The 12305-nt window shown below is 43.2% G+C and carries 13 protein-coding genes; 10 read left to right on the top strand and 3 right to left on the bottom strand.

All coding sequences use genetic code 11. The features are described from left to right. Positions 1 to 61 precede the first annotated feature (61 nt). From MK405_RS08730 to MK405_RS08690, 9 genes are all read left to right on the top strand, one after another. The gene (locus MK405_RS08730) at positions 62 to 1849 is read left to right on the top strand and encodes a glycoside hydrolase family 35 protein (protein WP_268704812.1); all 1788 of its coding nucleotides are present in this window, start codon (positions 62 to 64) and stop codon (positions 1847 to 1849) included. Beyond that, positions 1846 to 2322: a PTS sugar transporter subunit IIB gene (locus MK405_RS08725; RefSeq protein ID WP_268704811.1), complete on the top strand. Its 477-nt coding sequence runs from the start codon at positions 1846 to 1848 to the stop codon at positions 2320 to 2322. The genes MK405_RS08730 and MK405_RS08725 overlap by 4 nt, the downstream gene beginning before the upstream one ends. A 26-nt stretch (positions 2323 to 2348) precedes the next feature. Continuing rightward, the gene (locus MK405_RS08720; protein WP_084851753.1) at positions 2349 to 3254 is read left to right on the top strand and encodes a PTS mannose/fructose/sorbose/N-acetylgalactosamine transporter subunit IIC; all 906 of its coding nucleotides are present in this window, start codon (positions 2349 to 2351) and stop codon (positions 3252 to 3254) included. After that, entirely contained in the window at positions 3241 to 4062 is an 822-nt protein-coding gene (locus tag MK405_RS08715; RefSeq protein WP_268704810.1) for a PTS system mannose/fructose/sorbose family transporter subunit IID, read from the top strand. The genes MK405_RS08720 and MK405_RS08715 overlap by 14 nt, the downstream gene beginning before the upstream one ends. A 3-nt stretch (positions 4063 to 4065) precedes the next feature. Next, positions 4066 to 4470 (top strand): PTS sugar transporter subunit IIA, encoded by a 405-nt coding sequence (locus MK405_RS08710; protein WP_268704809.1) that lies wholly within the window; start codon positions 4066 to 4068, stop codon positions 4468 to 4470. A 379-nt stretch (positions 4471 to 4849) separates the two neighbouring features. Continuing rightward, positions 4850 to 6016 carry an SIS domain-containing protein gene (locus MK405_RS08705; RefSeq protein ID WP_268704808.1) on the top strand — a complete coding sequence of 389 codons (1167 nt, stop codon included), beginning with the start codon at positions 4850 to 4852 and terminating at the stop codon, positions 6014 to 6016. A 10-nt stretch (positions 6017 to 6026) separates the two neighbouring features. Then, on the top strand, positions 6027 to 7022 hold the full coding sequence (gene lacD / locus MK405_RS08700) for a tagatose-bisphosphate aldolase (RefSeq protein ID WP_268704807.1): 996 nt from the start codon (positions 6027 to 6029) through the stop codon (positions 7020 to 7022). 147 nt (positions 7023 to 7169) lie between these two features. After that, entirely contained in the window at positions 7170 to 8207 is a 1038-nt protein-coding gene (locus MK405_RS08695; protein ID WP_268704806.1) for an aldose epimerase family protein, read from the top strand. A 107-nt stretch (positions 8208 to 8314) separates the two neighbouring features. After that, on the top strand, positions 8315 to 9169 hold the full coding sequence (locus MK405_RS08690) for a VOC family protein (RefSeq protein WP_268704805.1): 855 nt from the start codon (positions 8315 to 8317) through the stop codon (positions 9167 to 9169). A 113-nt stretch (positions 9170 to 9282) separates the two neighbouring features. Here MK405_RS08690 and MK405_RS08685 read toward each other — a convergent pair whose 3' ends face one another. From MK405_RS08685 to MK405_RS08675, 3 genes are read right to left on the bottom strand one after another with little or no spacing between them, the layout of a single operon-like run. Continuing rightward, positions 9283 to 10515: a sensor histidine kinase gene (locus MK405_RS08685; protein WP_268704804.1), complete on the bottom strand. Its 1233-nt coding sequence runs from the start codon at positions 10513 to 10515 to the stop codon at positions 9283 to 9285. Next, positions 10516 to 11190 carry a response regulator transcription factor gene (locus tag MK405_RS08680; protein ID WP_268704803.1) on the bottom strand — a complete coding sequence of 225 codons (675 nt, stop codon included), beginning with the start codon at positions 11188 to 11190 and terminating at the stop codon, positions 10516 to 10518. It lies immediately after the preceding gene. A 9-nt stretch (positions 11191 to 11199) separates the two neighbouring features. Further along, positions 11200 to 11820 carry a GTP pyrophosphokinase gene (locus MK405_RS08675; protein WP_268704802.1) on the bottom strand — a complete coding sequence of 207 codons (621 nt, stop codon included), beginning with the start codon at positions 11818 to 11820 and terminating at the stop codon, positions 11200 to 11202. A 148-nt stretch (positions 11821 to 11968) separates the two neighbouring features. Here MK405_RS08675 and MK405_RS08670 point away from each other — a divergent pair, with 148 nt between their 5' ends. Further along, on the top strand, positions 11969 to 12226 hold the full coding sequence (locus MK405_RS08670; protein WP_000185161.1) for a metal-sensitive transcriptional regulator: 258 nt from the start codon (positions 11969 to 11971) through the stop codon (positions 12224 to 12226). Positions 12227 to 12305 lie beyond the last annotated feature (79 nt).

Here is a 12305-nt window from a genome sequence, read left to right as displayed (position 1 = left end):
TTGATTATATTTAATATTATAATAAATGAAAGCGCAAACTTAATTCGTCAGAGGTGGTAACATGACAAGATTTAAAATTGAGGACGATTTCTATTTAGATGGGAAGCCGTTCAAGATTTTGTCTGGCGCCATTCATTATTTTAGGATTCCAGCAGAGGATTGGTATCATTCTCTCTATAACTTAAAGGCGCTTGGCTTTAATACAGTCGAGACCTATGTAGCTTGGAATTTACATGAACCCGTTGAAGGGGAATTTGATTTTGAAGGTGCCAGAAATTTGGAGAGGTTTCTTCAAATAGCACAAGATTTGGGTCTCTATGCCATTGTACGCCCGTCTCCATTTATCTGTGCAGAATGGGAATTTGGTGGCTTGCCGGCTTGGCTTTTGACCAAGGACATGCGAATCCGCTCGTCCGACCCGGCCTACATCGAGGCGGTTGCTCGCTATTATGACCAATTATTGCCGAGGCTTGTACCTCGTCTGTTGGATAATGGTGGAAACATTCTCATGATGCAAGTTGAAAATGAATATGGCTCTTATGGAGAAGATAAGTCTTATCTACGAGCAATTCGGAAATTGATGGAAGACCGAAGGATTGATTGCCCACTCTTTACTTCAGATGGCCCATGGAGGGCTACCCTGAAAGCCGGAACCTTGATTGAAGATGATCTCTTTGTGACAGGGAACTTCGGCTCTAAAGCTCCGTACAACTTTTCACAGATGCAAGAATTCTTTGATGAGCATGGCAAGAAATGGCCTCTCATGTGTATGGAATTCTGGGATGGTTGGTTCAACCGTTGGAAAGAACCCATCATCACGCGTGATCCTAAAGAATTGGCAGAAGCTGTTCGAGAGGTATTGGAACAAGGCTCTATCAACCTTTACATGTTCCATGGAGGGACAAACTTTGGTTTCATGAATGGTTGCTCGGCTCGAGGGACTCTGGATTTGCCACAAGTCACATCTTACGACTATGATGCCCTTCTCGATGAAGAAGGAAATCCAACTGCTAAATACTTAGCAGTCAAGAAGATGATGGCAACCCACTTCCCAGAGTATCCACAGTTGGAACCACTCTATAAGGAAAGCATGGAGATAGGGTCCATTCCATTGGCCGAAAAAGTTTCCTTGTTTGAAACCCTGGATAGTCTCTCTAGTCCTACTGAAAGCCTCTATCCAAAAGCGATGGAAGAACTTGGTCAAAGTTATGGCTACCTTCTCTACCGTACGGAGGCAAGTTGGGATGCAGAAGAGGAACGTCTCCGTATCATCGATGGACGTGACCGAGCTCAACTCTTTGTAGATGGTCAATGGATTGCTACTCAATACCAGACAGAGATTGGTGAAGACATCTACTGTCAGGGAAACCGAGAAGGCTGTTCAGAGATTGATATCCTGATCGAAAATATGGGGCGTGTTAACTATGGACACAAGTTCTTAGCAGATACGCAACATAAAGGAATTCGTACAGGTGTCTGCAAAGATCTACATTTCTTACTGAATTGGAAACAATATCCACTTCCACTGGATAATCCTGAGAAAATTGATTTTTCAAAAGGATGGACAGAAGGACAACCAGCCTTTTACGCTTTCGACTTTACGGTCGAAGAGCCGAAAGATACCTACTTAGACTTGTCTGAGTTTGGTAAGGGAGTTGCCTTTGTCAACGGGCGTCACTTAGGACGTTTCTGGAACGTCGGCCCGACCCTCTCACTTTATATCCCTCATAGCTATCTCAAGGAAGGTGCTAATCGCATCATCATCTTTGAAACTGAGGGCGAATATAAAGAAGAGATTCACTTAACTCGTAAACCTACACTAAAACACATAAAGGGGGAAAACTTATGACAATTGTAGGATGCCGTATCGATGGACGTTTGATCCACGGTCAAGTAGCCAATCTTTGGGCTGGAAAACTAAATGTTTCACGCATTATGGTTGTAGACGACGAAGTTGTTAACAACGATATTGAAAAGAGTGGTTTGAAACTTGCGACACCACCAGGTGTGAAACTCAGTATCTTGCCAGTTGAGAAAGCAGCAGTAAATATCCTTGCTGGTAAATACGATAGCCAACGTCTCTTTATCGTTGCACGTAAACCAGATCGTTTCCTTGGTTTGGTCGAAGCAGGTGTTCCGCTTGAAACACTCAACGTTGGCAATATGTCTCAAACACCAGAAACTCGCCCTATCACACGTTCTATCAACGTAGTAGACAAGGATGTGGAAGATTTCCACAAACTAGCAGAAAAAGGTGTGAAACTCACTGCTCAAATGGTTCCAAATGATCCAGTTTCAGACTTTTTGAGCTTATTAAAATAGGAAAAAATTTTTAGGAGGTCATTGTTATGATACAATGGTGGCAAATTTTACTTCTCACTTTGTACTCAGCTTATCAAATCTGTGATGAGTTGACAATCGTTTCATCTGCAGGTTCCCCTGTATTCGCTGGTTTTATTACTGGTTTGATCATGGGAGATGTGACAACTGGTTTGTTTATCGGTGGTAGCTTGCAGTTGTTCGTTCTCGGGGTTGGTACCTTCGGTGGTGCTTCTCGTATCGACGCAACTTCTGGTGCGGTTCTTGCAACAGCATTCTCTATCTCTCAAGGTATTGATACAGATCTTGCGATCACAACAATCGCTGTACCAGTAGCAGCACTTTTGACATACTTCGACGTTCTTGGACGTATGACAACTACTTTCTTTGCACACCGTATTGATGCTGCGATCGAACGCTTTGACTACAAAGGTATCGAACGCAACTACCTACTTGGTGCAGTGCCTTGGGCTCTTTCTCGTGCCCTTCCAGTATTCTTCGCTCTTGCTTTTGGTGGTGCTTTCGTACAATCAGTAGTAGACCTTGTTAAAGAATACCAATGGGTTGCAGACGGTTTGACGCTTGCAGGTCGTATGCTTCCAGGACTTGGATTCGCTATCTTACTTCGTTACCTTCCAGTTAAACGTAACCTTCACTACCTTGCAATGGGATTCGGTTTGACAGCTATGTTGACTGTTCTTTACTCATATGTAACAGGTCTTGGTGGAGCTGTTGCGGGTATCCTTGGTACTCTTCCTGCTGATGTTGCTGAAAAGATTGGCTTTGCTAACAACTTCAAAGGTTTGTCTATGATTGGTGTTTCTATCGTAGGTATCTTCCTTGCAGTTGTTCACTTTAAGAACAGCCAAAAAGTAGCTGTAGCAGCACCTTCTACACCATCAGAAAGTGGGGAAATCGAAGATGACGAATTCTAATTACAAACTTACAAAAGAAGATTTTAATCAAATCAACAAACGTAGCTTGTTTACTTTCCAATTAGGTTGGAACTACGAACGTATGCAAGCTTCTGGTTACCTTTACATGATCTTGCCTCAATTGCGTAAAATGTATGGGGATGGAACTCCTGAATTGAAAGAAATGATGAAAGTTCATACTCAATTCTTCAATACTTCTCCATTCTTCCACACAATTATCGCTGGTTTTGACCTTGCAATGGAAGAAAAAGATGGTGTAGGTTCAAAAGATGCCGTTAACGGTATCAAGACAGGTTTGATGGGACCATTTGCTCCTCTTGGAGACACAATTTTTGGTTCACTTGTACCTGCCATCATGGGATCTATCGCAGCAACTATGGCTATCGCCGGCCAACCATGGGGTATCTTCCTTTGGATCGCAGTTGCAGTTGCTTATGACATCTTCCGTTGGAAACAATTGGAATTTGCATATAAAGAAGGGGTTAACCTTATCAACAACATGCAAAGTACCTTGACAGCTTTGATTGATGCTGCATCTGTACTTGGTGTCTTCATGATGGGTGCTCTTGTAGCAACAATGATCAACTTTGACATTTCTTACAAATTGCCAATCGGTGAAAAAATGATTGACTTCCAAGACATCTTGAACTCAATCTTCCCACGCTTGCTTCCAGCAATCTTTACTGCCTTCATCTTCTGGTTGCTTGGTAAGAAAGGTATGAACTCCACTAAAGCGATCGGTATCATCATTGCTCTTGCAGTAGGTCTTTCATTCATCGGTAAATTCTTGCTTGGAATGGGCGCATAATTTATGAGTAAATCATTAATTTTGGTGAGTCATGGTCGTTTCTGTGAAGAACTTAAAGGTAGCACGGAAATGATTATGGGTCCACAGGACAATATTTATGCAGTGGCTCTTCTTCCAGAAGATGGCCCAGAAGAATTTACTGCAAAATTTGAAGCTGCTATCGAAGGACTGGATGATTTCCTAGTCTTTGCGGACCTTCTCGGTGGTACACCATGTAACGTGGTAAGCCGTTTGATTATGGAAGGTCGCGACATTGAACTCTACGCAGGGATGAATCTTCCAATGGTGATTGAATTTATCAATGCAAGCCTTACAGGTGCAGATGCGGACTACAAGAGCCGTGCTGCAGAAAGCATTGTGAAAGTCAATGATTTGTTAGCGGGCTTCGATGATGACGAAGATGAATAATACTCTTCGAAAATCAAATTCAAACTACGTCAGCGTCGCCTTGCCGTATAGATGTTACTGACTTCGTCAGTTCTATCTGCAACCTCAAAGCAGTGCTTTGAGCAACCTGCAGCTAGCTTCCTAGTTTGCTCTTTGATTTTCATCGAGTATAAGATATGACAACGTAAAAATCACAGGAAAAATAGGCGATAGGAGGATGGAGCGATGCTCCGACGATAATCGGTCTTTTTCCCCAAGATTTTAGTTGGAACTCAATTCAATACGATGTGACAACGGCTAAATCGTTAGAACAGCTTGTATAGAATATACATGGGAATGGGAGTCAATCCATTCCCATATTTTCAATAGGAATGAAACGACAATAGATTAGAGGAACTCTATGCTAAATTACACAAAAGAAGAATTACTTGAACTGGGTGCAGAAATCACGACTCGTGAAATCTACCAACAGCCTGATGTATGGAAAGAGGCTTTTGAAGCCTATCAAGCGAAACGGGAAGAAATTGCAGCCTTTCTGCAAGGGATCGCTGATAAACATGACTATATCAAGGTCATCTTGACGGGTGCTGGTACTTCTGCTTATGTGGGAGATACCTTGGTGCCATACTTTAAGGAAGTCTATGACGAGCGCAAATGGAATTTCAATTCTATTGCGACAACAGATATTGTAGCCAACCCAGAAACTTATTTGAAAAAAGATGTGGCGACGGTCCTTGTTTCCTTTGCTCGTAGTGGGAATTCACCTGAAAGTGTGGCGACTGTTGATTTGGCTAAAGCCTTGGTTGACGACCTCTATCAAGTGACCATTACATGTGCTGCAGATGGTAAATTGGCGCTTCAAGCTCATGGCGATGAGCGCAATCTTTTGCTCTTGCAACCAGCTGCTTCCAATGATGCTGGATTTGCCATGACTTCTAGCTTTACGTCCATGATGCTAACAGCTCTCTTGGTTTTTGATCCTACAGAATTTGCTGTGAAAGCTGAACGTTTTGAAGTTGTGACTAGCCTTGCTCGTAAGATTCTAGACAATGCAGCAGATGTCAAAGAGCTTGTAGATCTCGACTTTAATCGTGTCATCTACCTAGGTGCTGGTCCTTTCTTTGGACTTGCTCATGAAGCTCAGCTCAAGATTTTGGAATTGACTGCTGGTCAAGTGGCGACCATGTATGAAAGCCCCGTTGGCTTCCGTCACGGTCCAAAATCATTGATTAACGAAGACACCGTTGTTTTGATCTTTGGCACAACGACAGACTACACTCGCAAGTACGACTTGGACTTGGTTCGTGAAGTTGCTGGTGATCACATTGCTCGTCGTGTTGTGCTCTTGAGTGATCAAGCCTTTGGTCTTGAAAATGTCAAAGAAGTAGCCCTTGGTTGTGGCGGTGTCTTGAACGATATTTACCGTGTCTTCCCTTACATCGTTTATGCCCAACTCTTTGCCCTATTGACTTCACTCAAGGTAAAAAATAAACCAGATACACCGTCTCCTACTGGTACCGTAAACCGTGTGGTACAAGGTGTTATCATTCATGAATATCAAAAATAAGGAAGTGTCTATGAGTAAATTACAATTAAGTCCCAATAAAGTAGCTTGCTTGCAAAAACTCTCTAACGAGAACGGTATTATCTCAGCCCTTGCCTTTGACCAACGTGGTGCTTTGAAACGCCTTATGGCTCAATACCAAACGGAAGAACCAACTGTTGCTCAAATGGAAGAACTTAAAGTATTGGTTGCAGATGAATTGACAAAATACGCATCATCTATGCTCCTTGACCCTGAGTATGGTCTTCCAGCTACAAAAGCGCTTGATCCAAATGCAGGTCTTCTCCTTGCCTATGAGAAAACTGGCTACGATACAACTAGCACCAAACGCTTGCCTGACTGTTTGGATGTTTGGTCTGCAAAACGTATCAAGGAACAAGGTGCAGATGCTGTGAAGTTCTTGCTTTACTATGACGTAGACAGCTCTGACGAACTCAACCAACAAAAACAAGCCTACATCGAACGTATCGGTTCTGAGTGTGTGGCGGAAGACATTCCATTCTTCCTTGAAATCCTCGCTTACGATGAAAAAATCGCTGACGCAAGTTCTGCAGAATACGCAAAAGTGAAACCACACAAGGTTATCGGTGCCATGAAGGTCTTCTCAGACCCACGCTTCAACATCGATGTTTTGAAAGTGGAAGTTCCAGTCAACGTCAAATACATTGAAGGCTTTGGTGATGGAGAAATCGTCCATACTCGCGAAGAAGCAGCAGCCTTCTTCAAAGCTCAAGATGAAGCGACTAACTTGCCATACATCTACTTGAGTGCGGGAGTGTCAGCCAAACTCTTCCAAGAAACACTTGTCTTTGCTCACGAATCAGGCGCAAACTTCAACGGCGTTCTTTGTGGCCGTGCAACCTGGGCAGGATCAGTTGAAGCTTACATCAAAGACGGTGAAGCAGCAGCTCGAGAATGGCTTCGCACAACAGGTTTTGAGAACATTGACGAACTCAACAAGGTTCTTCAAACAACAGCGACTTCATGGACTGAACGTGTAGAAGCATAAAAACAAGAATAGAAGAATTCCTTTTTGTTAAGAGGATACTTAAGGTTTTCTGACAAAGGATTCTGAAAATAGAAACTACAACCATAGATGGTGAATACACTCTCTATGGTTTGTTTACTTAAGAGAAATGGATCAAAGGAGAGAAGAATGAAAGCATACACAGAACGTGTATTTGGAAATCATGAGGGCAAGGATGTCTTGGCCTATCGCTTTGAGACTGACAGTGGCTACCAACTAGAAATTATGACTTATGGTGGGACCATCTTGCGCTATGTCACACCTGACAAGGCTGGAAATTTTGCCAATGTGATTTTGGGCTTTGATGATTTTGATAGCTATGTAGGTAATAGTCCCAAGCATGGAGCAAGTGTAGGTCCTGTAGCAGGCCGTATTGCAGGTGCGATATTTGAGCTCAATGGTCAGACCTATAATCTTGAAGTCAACAACGCTAGCAACTGTAACCACAGTGGTTCAACAGGTTGGGATTCGAGCTTGTTTGAATTGGTAGAGGTGAGCGACCATGGCTTGACTCTCTACACAGAGCGTACAGACGGGACAGGAGGATTTCCTGGTAATCTCAAGATCTGGATCAGCTATCACTTGGAAGAGACTGGTGCCTACGAAGTCAGCTACAAGGTAACGACTGATCAGGATACGCTTGTCAATCCAACCAACCACAGCTACTTCAACTTGTCTGGTGATTTTACGCAGACAATTGACCGCCATGTCTTCCAGCTAAATACGGAGGGCATTTACCCAATCGCTCCGGACGGTGTTCCGGCTAAGACTCCAGATGCTACTCGTGATGTGGTTAAACACATCTACAATGGAGCCTTGTTGAAGGACATCTTTGCAGACGACGATGAGCAAATCCAGTTGGTATCTGGTTTGGATCACCCATTTGCCTTTCCTGCAGGTCATGACAATGCTGGTTTTCTTTATGACCAAAACTCAGGTCGTTTCCTGCTTTTCAAGACAGAGGCCCCTTGTTTTGTGGTCTACACAGCAAACTTTGTGGATGAGAGTGTCATCATAGGAGGCCAGCCAATGGTACAGCACAATGGGATTGCCCTTGAAGCGCAAGCTTTACCAGATGTCATTCACAGTGACCTCAAAGACCAAGTCATTCTCAAAGCAGGTCAAACCTTTACCAGCAAAACTCGCTACGAGCTTGTTGTAAAATAAAAAGAAGAGCTGGTTTCCAGCTCTTTTGAGTTGTCTTCGTTGACATTTTATTTCAACAGTGTATAATTGATGTAATATATGAAGTTACAACAAAAAGGAGACACCCGATGACTTATGCATACCAAAGCCACATTTACCTAGCAGAGGCTGTTTTAAATGTCAAGGATTTGACGAGTCAAACGGCTTTTTATCACCAGATTATTGGCTTGGAGATTTTATCCCAAACAGAGACAGAAGCGATTTTGGGACTTGGTCGAAAAGCCTTGGTTCACTTGATTCAGGCCGAAAAGGATGGTGAAGTAAGGGAGCATTATGGGCTCTACCATCTGGCGATTTTGTTGCCGACACGAAAAACCTTGGCAGATGTCTTGAAACACCTAAGTGATTTACGCATTCCTCTGGTCGGAGGTGCGGATCATGGATACAGTGAGGCTATTTATCTAGAGGATTTGGAAGGAAATGGCATTGAACTCTACCGTGATAAGCCAGTGTCTTCATGGGATATTCGAGAAGATGGTCGCATTATCGGTGTGACCGAAGCCCTTGCGGCACAGGACATTTATGAGTTAGGGGAAAAGGTGGATCCCTTTATCCTAGCTGAAGGGACGAGAATGGGGCATATCCATCTATCGGTGAAGGATAGCCACGCGGCGAGCCAGTTTTATCAAAAGGTGTTAGGGCTAGAAGATAAATTTAGCATTCCTAGTGCTAGTTGGATAGCGGCTGGTCAGTACCATCACCACCTGGCTGTCAACGAATGGGCTGGAAAAGGGCTAGCTCCGCGTGAGCAAGGCTTGCCAGGCTTGGCCTACTATGTCCTTGAGGTCGAAAGCAAGGAAGAACTCTTGGACATCGTTAAGCAAGCACAAGAGCTAGAAGCTCCGATTAAGTGGCTAAATTCGAGTGAAGTGGATCTTGTAGACCCAGACGGGATTGTGACCCGCATTCGCTTGGAACGATGAGACGAAGAAAACACATCATATACATAGAAAAAGGCGGACAAGCTCGTATTCTGTTTTTAGAATGCGAACTTGTTCGCTTTTTTATGAAATGATAAAGAGTAAAAGAGCTATAGCTATAACCAGACTGTAAAGGTAATCACCTGTTTTTTGTAGGTGACAAATATTTTACCTCTAAATAGGCTAACGAGATGCTGAGCCATAGAGAGACCAATGCCGTGTCCAGATATGGTTTGGTTGTTGTGAGAGGTCTCCGCACGATAAAAGCGATCAAAGAAACGCTTAATATTAGCTGCTTGTCCATCCTTGTAATCATTAGAAATAGTGATGCAGGTTCGTTTGCGTAGTAGGTAATTTTTGCGTTGGAGCGTCAAGCAAATCGTTCCAGCGGGATCACAGTATTTTCGGGCATTGTCAAGAAGGATGCTAAGAAGCTCATAAAATTCTTCTTGGGCCACTTTTTCTACAACGTCTGCTTCAATAGAACTTTTAAATTTTTTATCTTCTTTGGTAAAGAGAGGACCAAAATCTGAGGCAACCTTTTCAGCGATGACGGAGATATTTTGAGGAGCTAATTTGATATCCTCTTGCTCCTCGAGCCGAGCAAGTCGGATGAGTCTTCCAATCAGGTGGTTGAGTCGTTCCGTCTGTTCTTTAGTACTGATACTCCACTCAGTCTCTCCCTCCATTAACTCCTGTAGCTCGGTATTGGCCGAAATGATGGCTAGAGGCGTTTTGAGTTCATGTCCTGCATTGGTGATAAACATCCGTTGTTTTTCATAGTTTTTGATAAAAGGACGAATGACAATCCCTGAAATCAAGGTGAAGAGCAGTATGAGGAGGAGTAAGCTAGCCAAGGCCAGCCAGATAGAGACCTGAAGTAAGGTATCTCGTTCTCGGATATAGTTAGTCGTCTCAAAGAAAACCAGTAGTTTCCCAGTCGTAGATTGGCTCACTTGGTAGGTAAAATAGCGTCCCTTATGAGTAATAGAACCATAAGTTTCTTGCTTTTTGAGGATGTTTGGGAGAAAACTTTTGACTTCAGCCTCAGTTAAGGACTGGACATTTGTAAGGGAGATGGCGTAGTCATTTTCCTTTTCTCTGACGGAGAAGTATTGAAAATTATAGACAATTCCTTCTTGGATATTTTTCTCAGTCAGACTTTCCTTGGTTTCGTCTGTAATAGGAAGTTCACCCTCATTCTTGGTTAAGATAGAGAGGACGGTGTGGATGTTACCCTCTGTCTGAGTGTAGACGATACTATTCATCAAGACTAGAAAGAAGGTTAGAATCAGAGCAATGGCAAGAGTAGCCGTTGCGATAAATTTGATACGAAGTTTTCGAAACATCTAGTCACCTCCTGTCAATTGGAAGGGCCCTTCTACAGCCCCAAGTATTTGTAAGCTAGACTGGACACTTTGGAGTTTTTGGCGTAGGTAGGAGATATAGAGAAAGACGAGCTCGTGATCCTGTTCTTCCAGCTCATCTGGCCAGACCTGCTCTAGTAGTTGTTGACAACTGAGGGGTTGGTTAGCGTGCTGGATGAGGAGAGTCAAGAGTTGGGTCTCCTTTTTCCCCAAACGAATGCTGTTTGTAGCAGCCAATTCTTGTTCATTAATATCCAAGCGGGTATTTCCTAATTGGACTGTATCCGGGGTATAGTCTTCCAGGCGGCGTGCAGTAGAACGGAGTCTAGCCAAGAGTTCCTTGAGCGAGAAAGGTTTAGTCAAGTAGTCGTCAGCACCTGCATCGAGTCCGGTTACACGGTCATCTACTTCGGCCATGGCTGTCAGCATGATAACGTGGGTCGTATTGCCTGCCTGGCGAATTTCTTTGAGGGCTTCGATTCCAGTTTTAATTGGCATCATGATGTCAAAAATCATGAGGTGATAGTGGTTAGATTTAGCCTTTTCGACAGCGTCTTGTCCGTTAAAAACAGAATCAACGCTGTAGCCTTCGCGTTCTAAAGCAACAGTGATAACACGATTTAGTTGGGTTTCATCTTCGGCAAGTAGGATTTTCATAGGTTCTCCTCAGTCTTGATCAGAGCGCTGAATCAAATCACGGATGGTCTGCATGGTCAAGTCACAAGAAGCAAGCTCATCGGCACAACGTTTGAGCTCGCGCGTGATTCGCTCAGGATTTTGGATGTTTTTCTTGTATTTCATCTGGTGTTCGAGGCTAGCCCAGGAATCCATGGCAATTGTGCGCAGTTGAATCTCGATAAAATAGGTACCCTGGTCATTTCCCAGACAGTCTGGGTAGGGAGTGGTCACCTCTAGAATCAGATGATAGGAACGGTAGCCGTTGGGTTTGACCTGACGGATATAGTCTTTCTCTTTGAAAATATGGATGCTTGGCATCTGGCGAATATACTCTACGATGCGGTAGATATCATCTGTAAAGCCTGTGATAATTCGAACGCCAATAGCATCTCGTATTTCTTTAAGAGCAGATTGACTTGTCTGAGGAAGGCCCTTGCGTTGGCATTTTTCACGCATACTTTTTTCCGTTTTGATGCGCGCATGCAAATGCTCATATAGTTTGAGGTCGGTTTCTTTTTTGTAATTGGTTGCGGCCTCTTCTATGTCTTGAATAAAGGTTTGCAAGATGGTGGGTAAATAGGCTTCACAGCTATCATAGATAGAATTCATAAGAACGTCCATTCTGAACAGTTTTTTTACTATTATATCATGAAAACACAGATATGAGATAAGTTCCTGCAAAGACAGATGGGATGAGAATTTTGACAAAGCCCCTTATTCGAGATATAATGAAGAAAAATCGAGCAAGGAAAAAGAAATGACAAACTCAAAGTATATAACACGCTTGAAACGTTCAGAGGGCCAGTTGCGTGGGATTCAAAAGATGATAGAAGAAGATCGTGACTGCGCTGATATTGTGACGCAGTTGACAGCAGTGAAATCTAGCGTTGAGCGCGTGATTGAGATGATGATTACGGAAAATCTCACCGCCTGCATCAACCAACCACTAGATGATCCCGAGGCTCAAAAGGAACGCTTGGAAAAGGCTATCCGATACTTGATTAAACGGAAATAAACTAATTTTTTGAGATAGGAGTTGCAAAGATCTCTGCTATTGGAATAGTTTAATTTGAATCAAAAGAAGCTGGGTAAAA

Source organism: Streptococcus oralis (genome assembly GCF_026782345.1).
Taxonomy (GTDB): Bacteria; Bacillota; Bacilli; order Lactobacillales; family Streptococcaceae; genus Streptococcus; species Streptococcus oralis_CK.
The sequence above is the reverse complement of the archived record's forward strand: the minus strand, read 5'-3'. Positions and strand labels throughout refer to the sequence as shown.